Raw genomic sequence first — 14,878 nt, 5'->3', positions numbered from 1 at the left:
CGGACCACCGGGTCGTCCTCGCCGCCGTCCCGGCCCGCCACCACCGGGCCCGGCGAACGGGCCGCCTTGGCGCGGTACTGCGCGGCGTCCGCCAGCCGGAAGAGGCGGCGCGCCGACCGCACCTCGCCGACCGGGTCGCCGGTGGAGGCGACGCCGACCGCCACGCCCTCACCGAGGTCCAACGCGCCCGCGCGGCGGCACAATTCCGACGCGGCCCGCACCACGTCCCCGGCCGGCGGCCCGACCGCGAGCAGGCAGAACTCGTCGCCGCCGAGGCGGGCCGCGAGGGTGCCCGGCAGTATCGCGCCGCACAGGGACAGCACCGACCCGAACCGCTCCAGCAGGCGGTCGCCCGCCGCGTGCCCCTGGGTGTCGTTCACCCGCTTCAGACCGTTGAGGTCACAGACCGCCAGGCTGACGACCGTGCCGTCGGCCCGGTGCCGCTCCAGCGCCTCGTCCAGCCGCATGTCGACCGCGCGCCGGTTCGCCAGGCCGGTCAGCGCGTCGGTGAAGGCCAGCCTGCGGGCCTCGGCCAGCCGCTCGGTCTGCGCGATGCCGGCCGCCGCCACCGCGGCCAGGACGGTGGCGAAGTCCGCGTCGTTCCGGCCGAAGACCGGCGCGCCGCGCGGCCGGGCCACGTACAGCTCGCCCCAGGCGCGGCCGTGCAGCACGATCGGCGCCACCACGCAGCTGCCCCGGCCGCGGCGGCGCAGCGCGGCCACGCGCTGGTGGCAGTACGAGCCGTCCTCGTGCGGCCCGTCGGCGGTCTCCACCCAGGCGTCGGGCTCGCCGCCGCCGGCCCACCGCTCGTGCAGGAAGCCGACGATCTCGGGGAACTGGTGCACCGGGTAGGACTCGTCGTCCGGGTACTCCTGCTCGCCGTCGGCCAGGTCGCCGACGTTCACCAGGACCCGGAGCCGGCCGAGCTGACGCTCCCAGACGGAGACCGCGGCGAAGGAGCCGCCCAGCGCCCGGCACGCGCCGTGCGCCGCGGCGCGTGCCGACTCCTTGGGGTGGTGCGCCGCGGCCATGGCCTGCGCGAGCGCCACGACGGCCCGCAGCCGGGCGTCGCACCCGTATTCGCTCCCGCCCGCAGCCTCGCCCGTCACTGATCCTCACAATCCGTAACCGTAGGCGCACCTTGACCTTACAGAGTAGGAAGGTTTGCCACGGTCCGCCCCTTATGGGGTTACGGATTGCTAGGGAGAGGGCCCGGGGTCACTCCCCCGGCCAGTCCGGCGTCCGCTTCTCGTTGAAGGCGGCCACGCCCTCGGCCCGGTCGCCGGAGAACGCGACGCTGCGCCAGGCGCCGTCCTCCAGGTCCAGCCCGGTCCGCAGGTCCAGGCCGTGCCCCAGGCGCATGGCGCGCTTGGCGGCGCGCAGCCCGACCGGGGAGTTGCGGGCGATGCGCGCGGCCAGCTCCAGCGCCTGCGTACGGTCCTCGCCCGCGCCGACGAGCTGGTCGACCAGGCCCAACTCGGCGGCCTCGGCGGCCTCGACGCGGCGCGCGGTGAAGACCAGCTCGGCCGCCCGGGCCGCGCCGACCCGGCGCGGCAGCAGCTGCGTACCGCCGCCCCCGGGGATCACGCCGACCGAGACCTCGGGGAGGCCCACGACGGCGGTCGGGTCGGCCACGATCAGGTCGCAGGAGAGCGCCAGCTCGAAGCCGCCGCCGAGCGCGAAGCCGTGCACGGCCGCGATGGTGGGCATCGGCAGCTCCAGTACGCCGGTGTAGGCGGCGCGGGTGTACGGGCGCTGGCGCATCAGGTCGGCGTCGGTGAAGGAGTTGCGCTCCTTGAGGTCGGCGCCGACGCAGAAGGCGCGGTCGTGGGTGGAGGTGAGGACGACGGTGCGTACGGTGCGGTCGGCGGCGAGGGCGTCGCAGGCGGCGGTCAGCGCCTGTGCCATGGCCGTGGAGACGGCGTTCATGGCCTTGGGGCGGTCCATGGCGAGTTCGGCGACGTTCTCGCCGTGTCGCCGGACCGCCACGAAGTCGCCGTATCGCTGTTCCTGCTGGTCGCCCATGGGGGCCGCCCCTCCCGGTTAACGGTCGCTTACGCGGCGATCGTAACCGGGCGGGCCGGCCGCACCGGGCGTCAGGGCCTCGAAGACCGGCGCGTCAGCAGCCACGGCTCGACCACGCCCAGGCCGCGGACCGGGCGTTGCCACATGGGCTGGAGTGCGAAGCGGTACGCGGGGACCGGGCCGTCGCCCTCCTTTTCCGCCGCTGCCGCCTCGGCCTCGGAGACCGGGGCCTCGCCGGTCCGGCTCAGCTCCTCGGCGAACGCCTCGTCGACCAGGACGGTGTCCTTCGGCGCTATGGACGTGAGCCGGCTGGCGAGGTTCACCGTGTTGCCGAAGACGTCGCCCATGCGGGTCGTGACCGTGCCGAAGGCGATGCCCACCCGCAGCTCGGGCATGGTGTCGTCGTGGCTCATGGTCTCGATGAGGCGCAGCCCGATCTCCGCCGCGGTGCCCGCGTCGTCGGCCGAGTACAGCACCTCGTCGCCCAGGGTCTTGATGAGCCGGCCGCCGTGCGCGGCGACCAGGTCGGCAGCCGTGGTCTCGAACGCCTCGACCAGCTCGCCCAGTTCCTCCTCCTCCAGGCGGCGGGTGAGGCGGGTGAAGCCGACCAGGTCGGCGAAGCCGACGGCGAGCCGCCGGTCGACCATCTCGGCGTCGTCCTGGGCCTGCACGACGCGGCCGGTCGAGGCGGCGAGCTGCCGGCGCCAGACGTAGACCAGGAACTCCTCCAGCTCGGGAAGGAGCAGCTCGACCAGCGGGTAGGTGATCTCCGTACGGGTCAGGCCCGAGTCCTGCGGCTCGGTCAGGCCCTCCAGGAAGGAGTCGATCTGCCAGTCGGCGAGCCGGGCGGTGGTCTGCCCGGTCGAGCGGGCGACCTGTACGGCCATCGCCTCGCTCAGCAGTCCGGCCTCCACCAGGCCGGAGAGCCGGCGCAGGGCCAGCACGTCGGCCTCGGTGAGCGCCTTGACCTGGCCGATGTCGGCGAAGCCCATGGCCCGCCAGAAACGGGAGGCCAGGTCCATGGAGACGCCGGCGCTGCGGGCCGCCTGGAACGGCGTGTAGCGCCGTTCGGAGCCGAGGATCAGCTGTTCCAGGCGGATGGCGATGGTGTCGTCGCCGGACTCCCCGTCGGAGCCGTCGGCGGTGTCGGCGTCACGCGGTACCGCTTCCGCGTCGCGCGGTGATGCGCCCGAGTCGTCGAGGGTCACCGCGCCCTCCTCTTCCGATCCCTGCGCACTGCCCTTCCGATCACTGTTCGCCCGCGGCCCGCTGCCGGGCCGATCGCGTCAACGATACGGCAGGTGTGCTCTGGCTCACTCTCCCATTCCACACATAGCGCACCATTCGCAGGTGTGGAATGTCGTCAAGAACCACTCGGCGTCTCCCGTCGCTCCGCTCCGGTCCATTTCCCTGATCTGCGGTGTCCCGTTACTCCGCTTCGCCCGCCGGCCGCAGGTGGACGATGTCGCCCGCCGCTACCGGCAGCTGTACGCCGTCGGCGGTGGCCAGAACCAGCCGTCCGTCGCCGTCCAGCGCCACCGCCTCGCCGCGGATCTCCCGGTCGCCCGGGAGCAGCGCGCGGACCGTGCGGCCGAGTGTCGCGCAGCCCGCCGCGTACGCCTCCTGCAGCCCGCAGGCCGCCGGGTCGCCGCCGGCCGCCTGCCAGTCGCCGTACCACTGCTCCAGCGAGCGCAGTACGGCACGCAGCAGCGGGTCCCGGTCGGTGCCCTGCGCGCCGGCCAGGGCGAGCGAGCCGGCGCCGGGCACCGGGAGCTCGTCGGCGCGCAGCGAGACGTTCAGGCCGATGCCGACGACGACGCCGCCGGCGGCCGCCTCGGCGAGGATGCCGCCCGCCTTGCGCTCCTCCCCGTCGACCGTGACGAGGAGGTCGTTGGGCCACTTCAGCGCGGTGTCCACGCCGGCCGCGCGGGAGAGCGCGGTGGCGGTGGCGACGCCGGCCAGCAGCGGCAGCCAGCCCCACCGGTCCGTGGGCACCTCGGGCTTGAGGTGCACGGAGAAGAAGAGCCCGGAGCGGGGCGGCGCGGACCACTGGCGGTCCAGCCGGCCGCGGCCCGCCGACTGCTCCTCCGCGACGAGCACGCTGCCCGCCGCCGCCTCACCCTTGGCCGCGCGGCCCGCCAGGTCGGTGTTGGTGGAGCCGGTGACCTGGACCACGTCCAGGGAGGTCCACAGGGAGCCGGGGCGTACGAGGGCCGTGCGCAGCGCCGTCGCGTTCAGCGGGGGGCGGTCGAGGTCGGTCCACCGGCCGCCACGGCCTTTGTCAGCATTTCCCGGGTTTCCAGGGCCTTCGGGGTTTACGGGAGGTTGAGGCGTCATGGTGCCCAGCCTAGGAGGCTTTGGGGCCCCGGAGTGTGGCCAACGACGCAGTGCCGCTGAGCAGTGCCGCGGATACGCTACGAATCGGTAGCCAACCCCTGAGCGAAGCGCACCCCGTACGAGCACCAGTCCAGGACGAGCAGGAGCCGCATCCCGATGTCCGAGCCGGAAGCAACCGCTTTGAACAATTCAGGCAGTCACACCACCGCGGGCAAGCTGGCCGATCTTCAGCGACGCATCGAAGAAGCCACGCACGCCGGTTCCGCGCGCGCGGTGGAAAAGCAGCACGCGAAGGGCAAGTTGACCGCCCGTGAGCGGATCGACCTGCTGCTGGACGAAGGATCCTTCGTCGAGCTGGACGAGTTCGCGCGGCACCGCTCCACCGACTTCGGCATGGCGGAGAACCGCCCCTACGGCGATGGCGTGGTCACCGGCTACGGCACCGTCGACGGGCGCCCGGTGGCGGTGTTCTCGCAGGACTTCACGGTCTTCGGCGGCGCGCTGGGCGGCGTGTTCGGCGAGAAGATCGTGAAGGTGATGGACTTCGCGCTGAAGAACGGCTGTCCGGTCATCGGCATCAACGACTCGGGCGGCGCGCGCATCCAGGAGGGCGTGGTCTCGCTCGGCGCGTACGGCGAGATCTTCCGCCGCAACACCCACGCGTCGGGTGTGATCCCGCAGATCTCCCTGGTCGTCGGGCCCTGCGCGGGCGGCGCGGTGTACTCCCCCGCCATCACCGACTTCACGGTCATGGTCGACCAGACCTCGCACATGTTCATCACCGGGCCCGACGTCATCAAGACCGTCACCGGCGAGGACGTCGGCATGGAGGAGCTGGGCGGCGCCCGCACCCACAACGCCACCTCCGGCGTGGCCCACCACATGGCAGGGGACGAGAAGGACGCCGTCGAGTACATCAAGGCGCTGCTGTCCTACCTGCCCTCCAACAACCTCTCCGAGCCGCCCTCCTTCCCCGAGGAAGCGGACCTGGAGACCAGCGACCACGACCGCGAGCTGGACACGCTGATCCCGGACTCCGCCAACCAGCCCTACGACATGCTCTCCGTCATCGAACATGTGCTGGACGACGGCGAGTTCCTGGAGGTCCAGGCGCTGTACGCGCCGAACATGGTCACCGGCTACGGCCGCGTGGAGGGCCACTCGGTGGGCATCGTCGCCAACCAGCCGATGCAGTTCGCCGGCACGCTGGACATCAAGGCGTCCGAGAAGGCCGCCCGCTTCGTGCGCACCTGTGACGCCTACAACATCCCCGTCCTGACCTTCGTGGACGTGCCCGGCTTCCTGCCCGGCACCGACCAGGAGTGGGACGGCATCATCCGCCGCGGCGCCAAGCTGATCTACGCCTACGCCGAGGCCACCGTCCCGCTGATCACGGTCATCACGCGCAAGGCGTTCGGCGGCGCGTACGACGTCATGGGCTCCAAGCACCTGGGCGCCGACCTCAACCTCGCCTGGCCCACCGCCCAGATCGCGGTGATGGGCGCGCAGGGCGCGGTCAACATCCTGCACCGGCGCACCCTCGCCGCCATCGAGGACCCCGCCGCGCAGGAGGCCAAGCGCCAGGAGCTGATCGCCGAGTACGAGGACACCCTCCTCAACCCCTACGCGGCGGCCGAGCGAGGCTACGTCGACGCGGTGATCATGCCGTCCGAGACCCGCCGGCACATCGTCCGCGGCCTGCGCACGCTGCGCAACAAGCGCGAGCAGCTGCCCCCGAAGAAGCACGGCAACATCCCGCTGTAGAGACGCCGGGATCGACTGCTGTGAATCCACTGCTGCAAGGAGGCTGACGGTGATCAAGGTCCTGCGGGGCAACCCGACACCAGAGGAGCTGGCCGCCGCAGTCGCGGTGGTCCAAGCCCGCGCGGCGGCCGCCGCTGCCGCCGCGCCCGGCGGCCGGGACCAGGGCGAGGAGTGGTCCGACCCGGCGTCCCTCGTACCGCGACGGATTCCGCACCCGGGCCCGCGCGCCTGGCGTACCAGCTTCTGGCCGCGCTGACCGGTCGACGTCGCGGCGGCGCTTGAGTACGCGTACTCAGGCGCCGCCGCGGCGAGAAGCGCACGATCGGAAGCATGCTGTGGTCCGATCCGCCCGACGATCCCTCCGAGGAGCTGCGCAAGGCCGAGGCCATGCTCCGTCGGGCCGGCATCGTGCTGGCGGTGGCCGCGGTGCTTTTACTGCTGCTGCTCGGCCTGTCGGGCTGATCCCGCCGCGCCGTGCGCCGGCCGTACCGTGCCCGTGACCTCGCCGAAGCCGAGGCGGGTGCCGTCGGGGCCCGGCGCCGTGGCACGGAGCGTGACGGTGTCGCCGTCGGCGAGGTAGGCGCGGGTGGAGCCGTCGGCGAGCTTGACCGGTTCGGTGCCGTTCCAGCCCAGTTCGAGGAACGAGCCGCGCTGGTCGGGGTCCGGGCCCGAGACCGTCCCTGAGGCGTAGAAGTCGCCGGTGCGCAGGCTCGCGCCGTTGACGGTCATATGGGCGAGCATCTGGGCGGCCGTCCAGTACATGGTGCGGAACGGCGGCCGGGAGACCACCTCGCCGTTGCACGCCACCTCGATCGCCAGGTCCAGGCCCCACGGCTCGTCCGTACGCAAGTACGGCAGCGGCTCCGGGTCCTGCGCCGGCGGCGCCACCCGCGCCGCCTCCAGCGCCTCCAGCGGCACCACCCACGGGGACACCGAGGTCGCGAAGGACTTGCCGAGGAACGGGCCCAGCGGCACGTACTCCCACGCCTGGATGTCGCGCGCGCTCCAGTCGTTGACCAGGACGACGCCGAAGACATGGTCGGCGAAGTCCGCCGCGGCCACCGGGCGGCCCAGCTCGGACGGCGTACCGACGACGAAGCCGACCTCGGCCTCGATGTCCAGCCGGACCGACGGGCCGAAGCCGGGCGCCTCGGCGTCGGGGGCCTTGCGCTGGCCGCACGGCCGCACGACCGGGGTCCCGGAGACCACGACCGTGCCCGCGCGGCCGTGGTAACCGATCGGCAGATGCTTCCAGTTCGGGGTGAGCGGCGGCTGCGTCGGGCGGAAGACCCGGCCCACGTTGGACGCGTGGTGCTCGGACGCGTAGAAGTCGACGTAGTCGGCGACCTCGAACGGCAGGTGCAGGGTCACCGCGTCCCGCGGCACCAAATGCGGCTCGACGGCGGCCCGGTGGCGCGCGTCGGTCAGCAGCTCGGTCAGCCGGGCCCGCACCGCACGCCACGCCTCCCGGCCGCGCGCCATGAAGGGGTTCAGGGTCGGCGCCGCGAAGTCCTCCGCGTACGGGAGTCCGGCGTCCGCGCCGAGCCGTGACAGGTCCAGGACGTGCTCGCCGATCGCCACGCCGGCCCGCGGCGGCTCCCCCGCGCGGGAGAAGATCCCGTACGGCAGGTTCTGCACGGGGAAGTCGGAGTGCTCCGGTACGGGCACCCAGGATCGGGTCGTCATGCGTCCAGCTCCCTGTCGGTGGGGGTGTCGGTGGAGGGGCCGGGGCCGGTCAGGCCCATGGCCCGCAGGTCTTCCAGTGGTTCGCGGGTACTGCACGAGCCGTACCCCGCGAACACCGCGCGGGTACGCGCGGCGAGGGCCGGGGTCACCGCGCGGGCCTCGGCGGCCAGCGCGACGGGATCGGTGGACCGCAGCACGGCCTCGACGCCGTCGGGCGCGGCGCCGTCCGCCGCCCGGCAGACCGCCAGCAGCAGGTTGAGGAAGCCGTGGTGGGTGAAGCCGGTGCGCGCGTCGCGGTACCGCACGGCGTGGTGCAGCCCGGCGGTGGCCTTGAAGGGCAGCCCGCGCCGCACGCACGCGGACACGAACACCGCCAGCTGCTCGGTCGCGGGGAACAGCTCGGGACGGACGCCGCCGCAGCGCACCTTGGCGGCGAGCCCGGCGGCGCCCAGCTCGTCGAGGGCGGCCTCCCACCCGTCCGTGAGCGGGATCTCGACGTACTGGGGGAAGCCGGGCGGCGGCCCGTACGGCAGGTTCTTGAGCGCGTCGGCGGCCTGCCGGACGGCCGTGACCAGGTCGGGCGCCTCCGGCGCCGGGCCCTCCAGTGCCACCAGCCGCAGCCGGCCGTCGGCGGCGAGCCGGCGGTGCGCGTCGACCAGCGCGCCCCACTCCAGCGGACTGATCAGCCCCACCCGGAAGCGGTCCTCCTCGCCCAGCGCCGCCGACAGCTCCGGCAGCCGCCCCGCCGGGCACAGGAACCGGTGGCTGAGCCGCGGATCGCCGGCCGCCGCGTCGGCACGGTGCCGGGCGACCGCGGCGGCCATCTCCAGCTGCTCGGGCGGGAAGAGCCCGGCATCGTCCACGAGCCGTTCGTACAACGCGGATACGGTCATCGCTCACGCCTCCAGAGGTCCGTGGCCACCGGCCCACGTCCAGGCATACCCCTCGTCCTCACAGGCGGCACCGCCCTCGCCGAGACCGAGCGGGCGGAAGGTGTCGACCATGACGGCCAGTTCGTCGAAGAACTCCGCGCCGATGCTGCGTTCGTAGGCGCCGGGCTGCGGGCCGTGCGCGTGCCCGCCCGGGTGCAGCGACACCGAGCCCTGCCCGATGCCGGAGCCCTTGCGTGCCTCGTAGTCGCCGCCGCAGTAGAACATGACCTCGTCGGAGTCGACGTTGGAGTGGTAGTACGGCACCGGGATCGACAGCGGGTGGTAGTCGACCTTGCGCGGCACGAAGTTGCAGATCACGAAGTTGTGCCCCTCGAAGACCTGGTGGACGGGCGGCGGCTGGTGCACCCGCCCCGTCAGCGGCTCGAAGTCGTGGACGCTGAAGGCGTACGGGTACAGACAGCCATCCCAGCCCACCACATCGAAGGGGTGGGTGGGGTAGGTCAGTACCGATCCGGCCAGCCCGCCGGGCCCCGGCCCGCGGTGCTTGACCAGAACCTCCGCCTCCCCCTCCTCCGCCGCCTCGACGAGCAGCGGCCCCTCGGGCCCGCGCAGATCCCGCTCGCAGTACGGGGCGTGCTCCAGCAGCTGCCCGTACCGGGACAGGTAGCGGGCCGGCGGGGCGATGTGGCTGTTCGCCTCGACGCAGTACGCGCGCAGCGGCGCGTCCCCGGTGGGCACCCAGCGGTGGGTGGTGGCTCGCGGGATGACGAGGTAGTCGCCGGGCCCCGCGTCCAGCACGCCGAAGACGGTCTCCAGCCGGGCCGTACCGCTCTCCACGTACACACACTCGTCGCCGACGCCGTTCCGGTACAGCGGCGAGACCGCGCCCGCCACGACGTAACCGATCCGCACGTCCTCGTTGCCGAGCAGCAGGCGGCGCCCGGTGACCGCGTCCGTGGCGGCCGGGTCGGCGGCCGCGAAGAGCGCGGGCAGCTTCAGGTGCCGGGGCTTGAGGGGGTGGTTGGCGACGGTGGTGAGGTCGGGCAGCTCCCAGGCCCGGCTGCCGGTGATCGCCGAGGGGATCGCCCGGTGGTAGAGCAGCGAGGAGTCGGAGGAGAAGCCCTCCTCGCCCATCAGCTCCTCGTAGTACAGACCGCCGTCGGGACGGCGGTGCTGGGTGTGCCGCTTGGCCGGGACCTCGCCGGCGCGACGGTAGTACGGCATGGGGTCGAGCGCCCCCTCCTCGCACCCTCGGAGCGGATGCGTTGCAAATAACGGACACTGCTCACTGATATCCGAACGCGTCACCGACTGTGGCCGCGCACCGCACGCCTGTCAATAGCCCGCCGGCCGGCTCGCCGGGCCGGCCCTGACGGCATGGAAGACTGAGCAGGTGGGAATGGACGAGCCGCGCCCCGCCGAGGGGTCCCAGACGCTGGAACGCGGGCTGCGCGCGCTCCGCCTGATCGCCGGCGCACCGCACGGGATGACCGCGACCGAGATCGCCGCCGCACTGGGCGTGCACCGCTCGGTCGCGTACCGGCTGCTGATGTCCCTGGTACGCCAGCACTTCGCGGTACGGGACGACGAGGCGCGCTACCGGGTCGGCGCCGACCTGGTGGGGCTCGCCGAGCAGGTGCGGCCGCGGCTGCGGGAGGTCGCCGAACAGGTGCTGCGCCGGCTGGCCGACGAACTGGAGGCGACCGCCTGCCTGGTCGTGCGCGACGACGACGCGGCGGTGGCCGTCACGGTCGTCGAACCCGCCACGCATGGCCCGCGCTTCTCCTACCGCGTCGGCAACCGCGACCCCCTGGACCGCGGCGCGGCCGGCATCGCCCTGCTCGCGGGCGGCCCTCCGGCGGCCGGCGAGCCGGCCCGGGTCACCGAGGCCCGGGAGCGGGGGTACGCGCTGACCGCGGGCGAGGTGGTGACGGGCACCTTCGCGGTCGCGGCCCCGATCCGCACCGCCCACCCCGACGGCCCGGCCGGCATCAACCTGATCACCCACCGCCAGGACATCGCCGAGGCCGCCGTCACCCCGGTCACGGCCGCCGCCGAGGAGATCTCGGCCCGCCTGGGGTGAGGGCCTCCGCCTGACCCTTTCGGCCTACCATGACCCGCATGACCGAACAGCCCCGCCGCCTCGTGCTCGCCTCCCAGTCCCCCGCCCGCCTCGGCCTGCTGCGCCAGGCCGGCCTGGCCCCCGAGGTCATCGTCAGCGGCGTGGACGAGGACGCGCTGTCCGCCGACACCCCGGGCGAGCTGGCCCGCGTACTGGCCGAGGCCAAGGCCGACGCCGTGGCCCGGCGCACGGAGGCCGCCGGCGCTCTGGTCGTCGGCTGCGACTCCGTACTGGAGCTGGACGGGCGCGCGCTGGGCAAGCCGGCCGACGCCGAGGACGCCACGGCGCGCTGGAAGTCGATGCGCGGCCGGTCGGGCGTGCTGCAGACCGGGCACTGCGTCATCGACACGGAGAGCGGCCGCCGGGTCTCGGCGACCGCCGCCACCACGGTCCGCTTCGGCGAGCCGTCCGACGCGGAGATCGCCGCCTACGTGGCCAGCGGCGAACCGCTGTACGTCGCGGGCGCCTTCACCCTCGACGGCCGCTCGGCCCCCTTCATCGACGGCATCGACGGCGACCCGGGCAACGTCATCGGCCTCTCCCTGCCCCTCCTCCGCCGCCAACTGGCGGAGTTGGGGGTCGGGATCACGGAGCTGTGGGGGTAGCGGCCGGCTCGGGACCGCCGGCCGATTCGGGACCGCCCGCCGGTTCGGCGGTCCCCGTCGTCGGGGCGTACGCCAGCAGGGTGAAGATGAGCAGGCCGAGGACGACCATCGCGCCGATGAACGCGGTCCAGCCGACCAGGCCGACCGTGAACGCGCCGACCACGCCGTGGATCACCGCGCAGCCGATCAGTACGACGCGGGCGAAGCCGCCGGGCGCGCGGTCGCGGATCGCGCAGCGCAGCGCGAGGTACGCGCAGAACAGCAGGTAGAGCCCGAAGACGAGGCCGCCGATCCACGCCCCGGCCGCCATCGCGTGTGTCTTGAGGCCCGCCATCGACATCTGCTGCTTGTCGACGAAGACGCTCAGGATCCAGTTGAGCAGCACGATCCCGGCCGCTTCCAGGACCAGTACCACCGCCGTCACCACGGCCACCGGCCTGCGTGCCGCCACCGCACCCACCCACTTCCGCTGTTGTCCGGCGCGTTCGCGCGCCTGTTACCGCGAGTACAGAAGACGGGTGCACGCTACTGCTGGGTAATAGACAGGACAAGGGGTGTGCGGCAAGCGGGCTTCCCGTGCGTCGCACCCGACACCCACCCGGCAAAGTTTCGTTCCGCCATTCGTAGGGTCTCCACAAAGAAACCGCGCCGTAGGGAAGTCGGGTCAACCGAGACCTTGCCCACACCAGGTCTCCGTCGTGCGCCCGGGATTCCGGGCATACCCTGGAATGCAGGGGACTTCGGCGCGTGGCTCGCGCCGGACACCGGCGCCTTGTGGGGAAGCTCACCCTCAGGGGCGACTCGGCACGTGGTGTCGTCAGTCCCTAAACTCAGCTTGTTTCGAGGAGGGAGCCATCGTGCGCAAGGTGCTCATCGCCAACCGTGGCGAAATCGCTGTCCGCGTGGCCCGGGCATGCCGGGACGCCGGGATCGGGAGCGTAGCCGTCTACGCCGACCCTGACCGGGATGCCCTGCACGTCCGTGCGGCGGATGAGGCTTACGCCCTGGGCGGTGACACTCCTGCCACCAGCTACCTGGACATCGCCAAGGTCCTTGCCGCGGCCGCCGATTCGGGCGCGGATGCCATCCACCCCGGCTACGGCTTCCTCTCCGAGAACGCCGAGTTCGCCCAGGCCGTGCTGGACGCCGGGCTGATCTGGATCGGCCCGCCGCCGCAGGCCATCCGCGACCTGGGCGACAAGGTCGCAGCGAGGCACATCGCCCAGCGCGCCGGCGCCCCGCTGGTGGCCGGCACCTCCGACCCGGTCTCCGGCTCGGACGAGGTCGTCGCCTTCGCCGAGCAGCACGGGCTGCCGATCGCCATCAAGGCGGCCTTCGGCGGTGGCGGCCGCGGCCTGAAGGTCGCCCGCACCCTGGAGGAAGTTCCCGAGCTGTACGACTCCGCGGTGCGCGAGGCGGTCGCCGCCTTCGGCCGCGGGGAGTGCTTCGTGGAGCGCTACCTGGACCGGCCGCGCCACGTGGAGACCCAGTGCCTGGCCGACAAGCACGGCAACGTCGTGGTGGTCTCCACGCGTGACTGCTCGCTGCAGCGCCGCCACCAGAAGCTGGTGGAGGAGGCGCCCGCGCCGTTCCTGACGCAGGAGCAGAACGCCGAGCTGTACCGGGCGTCCAAGGCCATCCTCAAGGAGGCCGGCTACGAGGGCGCGGGCACCTGTGAGTTCCTGGTCGGCCAGGACGGCACGATCTCCTTCCTGGAGGTCAACACCCGTCTGCAGGTCGAGCACCCGGTCACCGAGGAGGTCACCGGGCTGGACCTGGTCCGCGAGATGTTCCGCATCGCGGACGGCGAGGAGCTGGGCTACGACGACCCGCCGGTGCGCGGCCACTCCTTCGAGTTCCGCATCAACGGCGAGGACCCCGGCCGCGGCTTCCTGCCGGCGCCCGGCACGGTCACCAAGTTCGAGGCCCCGGCCGGCCCGGGCGTGCGCCTGGACGCGGGCGTGGAGTCCGGCAGCGTCATCGGCCCGGCCTGGGACTCCCTGCTGGCCAAGCTGATCGTTACCGGTGCCACCCGCCAGCAGGCGCTGCAGCGCGCGGCCCGCGCCCTGGACGAGTTCACCGTGGAGGGCATGGCCACCGCCATCCCCTTCCACCGGACGGTCGTCAAGGACCCGGCGTTCGCGCCGGAGCTGACCGGCTCCACCGAGCCGTTCCAGGTCCACACCCGCTGGATCGAGACCGAGTTCGTCAACGACATCAAGCCGTTCGCGGCGCCCGGCGCCGACGAGGCCGAGACCGACACCCGCGAGACCGTCGTGGTCGAGGTCGGCGGCAAGCGCCTGGAGGTCTCCCTCCCGGCCTCGCTGGGCATGCCGCTGGCGCGCGCCGCGGTGGCCGGGGGCGCCAAGCCCAAGCGCAAGGCCGCCAAGAAGTCCGGCTCCGCCGCCTCCGGCGACGCGCTCGCCTCGCCGATGCAGGGCACCATCGTGAAGATCGCGGTGGAGGAGGGCCAGGAGGTCAAGGAGGGCGACCTGGTCGTCGTCCTGGAGGCCATGAAGATGGAACAGCCGCTGAACGCCCACCGCTCCGGCACCGTCAAGGGCCTGTCCGCCGAGGTCGGCGCCTCCGTCACCTCCGGCGCCGTGATCTGCGAGATCAAGGACTGATCCGCCGGATCGAGGACTGAGCGCGGACGGCAGGACCGTCGTACGCGAGTGAGGGGCGCCCGGCCGGCCGAGCCGGGCGCTCCTCGCGTCGTATGGGGCCCCTGCGGCAGCCCGGCCGGACACCACGGCCACCCGATACCGTTGAGGTGAGCCCTGCCTACGGACGGGCAGGTACAGGAAGGACGGCGATGGCCACCGAGACGGCGCACACCGATTCCGCACGCCCCATGCGTGCCGACGCGCGCCGGAACTACGACCGGCTGCTGGCGGAGGCGCGTACGGCCTTCACCGAGCGCGGCACGGACACCTCGCTGGAGGACATCGCGCGCCGTGCCGGCGTCGGCATCGGGACGCTCTACCGCCACTTCCCCAACCGCACCGCGCTGATGGGCGCCGTCTTCCAGGGGGAGGTGGACGCCCTGCTGACCCGCGCGCGGGAGCTGGGGGACGCGCCGCAGCCCTGCACGGCGCTCGTGGAGTGGCTGCGCGCGATCATCACGCACGCCAGTACCTACCGCGGCCTGTCGCGCGCGCTGATGGCGGCGCCGGCCGACGAGAGCTCCGGGCTGGCACGGTGCAGCCGGCCGATGCGGGAGGCGGGCGGCGTGCTGCTCACCCGCGCCCAGCGGTCCGGCGCCGTGCGGCCCGATGTGGACATCCGCGACCTGATGCAGCTGACCAACGGCATCGCGCTGGCCGCCGAGGAGTCGCCGGACGACCCGGAACTGGCCGACCGGCTGCTGACGCTCACGCTGACCGGCCTGAAGGCCGGCCGGTGAGCGACGGCGTACGAACCCGGCTGTGAGCGGCGTACAGCGA

Annotated in this window: 15 protein-coding genes; 7 read left to right on the top strand and 8 right to left on the bottom strand. The window is 73.1% G+C overall.

Annotated features, from left to right (window positions below):
- The 4 genes from ABT381_RS10870 to ABT381_RS10855 all read right to left on the bottom strand — a co-directional run.
- Positions 1 to 1,031: GGDEF domain-containing protein (locus ABT381_RS10870; RefSeq protein WP_351590974.1), on the bottom strand; the 1,031-nt coding region annotated here is incomplete at its 3' end.
- Between the two features lie 187 nt (positions 1,032 to 1,218).
- A complete protein-coding gene (locus ABT381_RS10865) occupies positions 1,219 to 2,025 on the bottom strand; it encodes an enoyl-CoA hydratase/isomerase family protein (protein WP_351590952.1) in 807 nt (268 codons plus the stop codon).
- 71 nt (positions 2,026 to 2,096) lie between these two features.
- Positions 2,097 to 3,233, bottom strand: coding sequence for an adenylate/guanylate cyclase domain-containing protein (locus ABT381_RS10860; RefSeq protein WP_351590949.1), 1,137 nt, complete (start codon positions 3,231 to 3,233; stop codon positions 2,097 to 2,099).
- Positions 3,234 to 3,453: 220 nt separating this feature from the next.
- Positions 3,454 to 4,362 (bottom strand): biotin--[acetyl-CoA-carboxylase] ligase, encoded by a 909-nt coding sequence (locus ABT381_RS10855; protein WP_351590946.1) that lies wholly within the window; start codon positions 4,360 to 4,362, stop codon positions 3,454 to 3,456.
- Positions 4,363 to 4,518: 156 nt separating this feature from the next.
- Here ABT381_RS10855 and ABT381_RS10850 point away from each other — a divergent pair, with 156 nt between their 5' ends.
- The 3 genes from ABT381_RS10850 (at position 4,519) to mmpB (ending at position 6,588) form a co-directional block, all read left to right on the top strand.
- Positions 4,519 to 6,126 carry an acyl-CoA carboxylase subunit beta gene (locus ABT381_RS10850; RefSeq protein ID WP_351590943.1) on the top strand — a complete coding sequence of 536 codons (1,608 nt, stop codon included), beginning with the start codon at positions 4,519 to 4,521 and terminating at the stop codon, positions 6,124 to 6,126.
- A 49-nt stretch (positions 6,127 to 6,175) separates the two neighbouring features.
- A complete protein-coding gene (locus tag ABT381_RS10845) occupies positions 6,176 to 6,382 on the top strand; it encodes an acyl-CoA carboxylase epsilon subunit (protein ID WP_351590940.1) in 207 nt (68 codons plus the stop codon).
- 74 nt (positions 6,383 to 6,456) lie between these two features.
- Positions 6,457 to 6,588: a morphogenic membrane protein MmpB gene (gene mmpB, locus ABT381_RS10840; RefSeq protein WP_351590937.1), complete on the top strand. Its 132-nt coding sequence runs from the start codon at positions 6,457 to 6,459 to the stop codon at positions 6,586 to 6,588.
- On the opposite strand, the gene fahA is transcribed toward mmpB, so the two are convergent.
- Genes fahA through ABT381_RS10825 form a run of 3 tightly spaced genes read right to left on the bottom strand, consistent with a single transcriptional unit; the run spans position 6,559 to position 9,929 of the window.
- On the bottom strand, positions 6,559 to 7,812 hold the full coding sequence (gene fahA / locus ABT381_RS10835) for a fumarylacetoacetase (protein ID WP_351590934.1): 1,254 nt from the start codon (positions 7,810 to 7,812) through the stop codon (positions 6,559 to 6,561). The genes mmpB and fahA overlap by 30 nt on opposite strands.
- Positions 7,809 to 8,705, bottom strand: coding sequence for a hypothetical protein (locus tag ABT381_RS10830; protein WP_351590931.1), 897 nt, complete (start codon positions 8,703 to 8,705; stop codon positions 7,809 to 7,811). The genes fahA and ABT381_RS10830 overlap by 4 nt, the downstream gene beginning before the upstream one ends.
- 3 nt (positions 8,706 to 8,708) lie before the next feature.
- On the bottom strand, positions 8,709 to 9,929 hold the full coding sequence (locus ABT381_RS10825) for a homogentisate 1,2-dioxygenase (RefSeq protein ID WP_351590928.1): 1,221 nt from the start codon (positions 9,927 to 9,929) through the stop codon (positions 8,709 to 8,711).
- Positions 9,930 to 10,104: 175 nt separating this feature from the next.
- Here ABT381_RS10825 and ABT381_RS10820 point away from each other — a divergent pair, with 175 nt between their 5' ends.
- Entirely contained in the window at positions 10,105 to 10,788 is a 684-nt protein-coding gene (locus tag ABT381_RS10820) for an IclR family transcriptional regulator (RefSeq protein WP_351590925.1), read from the top strand.
- Positions 10,789 to 10,826: 38 nt separating this feature from the next.
- Entirely contained in the window at positions 10,827 to 11,432 is a 606-nt protein-coding gene (locus tag ABT381_RS10815; protein WP_351590922.1) for a Maf family protein, read from the top strand.
- Here ABT381_RS10815 and ABT381_RS10810 read toward each other — a convergent pair.
- Positions 11,413 to 11,883 carry a hypothetical protein gene (locus ABT381_RS10810; RefSeq protein WP_467754443.1) on the bottom strand — a complete coding sequence of 157 codons (471 nt, stop codon included), beginning with the start codon at positions 11,881 to 11,883 and terminating at the stop codon, positions 11,413 to 11,415. The genes ABT381_RS10815 and ABT381_RS10810 overlap by 20 nt on opposite strands.
- 406 nt (positions 11,884 to 12,289) lie before the next feature.
- On the opposite strand from ABT381_RS10810, the gene ABT381_RS10805 reads away from it, so the two are divergent.
- The gene (locus ABT381_RS10805) at positions 12,290 to 14,059 is read left to right on the top strand and encodes an acetyl/propionyl/methylcrotonyl-CoA carboxylase subunit alpha (RefSeq protein ID WP_351590916.1); all 1,770 of its coding nucleotides are present in this window, start codon (positions 12,290 to 12,292) and stop codon (positions 14,057 to 14,059) included.
- 188 nt (positions 14,060 to 14,247) lie between these two features.
- On the top strand, positions 14,248 to 14,838 hold the full coding sequence (locus ABT381_RS10800) for a TetR/AcrR family transcriptional regulator (RefSeq protein ID WP_467754444.1): 591 nt from the start codon (positions 14,248 to 14,250) through the stop codon (positions 14,836 to 14,838).
- Positions 14,839 to 14,878: the final 40 nt, after the last annotated feature.

It is taken from the genome of Streptomyces sp. NPDC000151 (assembly GCF_040301705.1).
In the GTDB taxonomy this organism is placed as follows: Bacteria; Actinomycetota; Actinomycetes; order Streptomycetales; family Streptomycetaceae; genus Streptomyces.
This window is presented reverse-complemented; position numbering and strand designations above follow the sequence as displayed.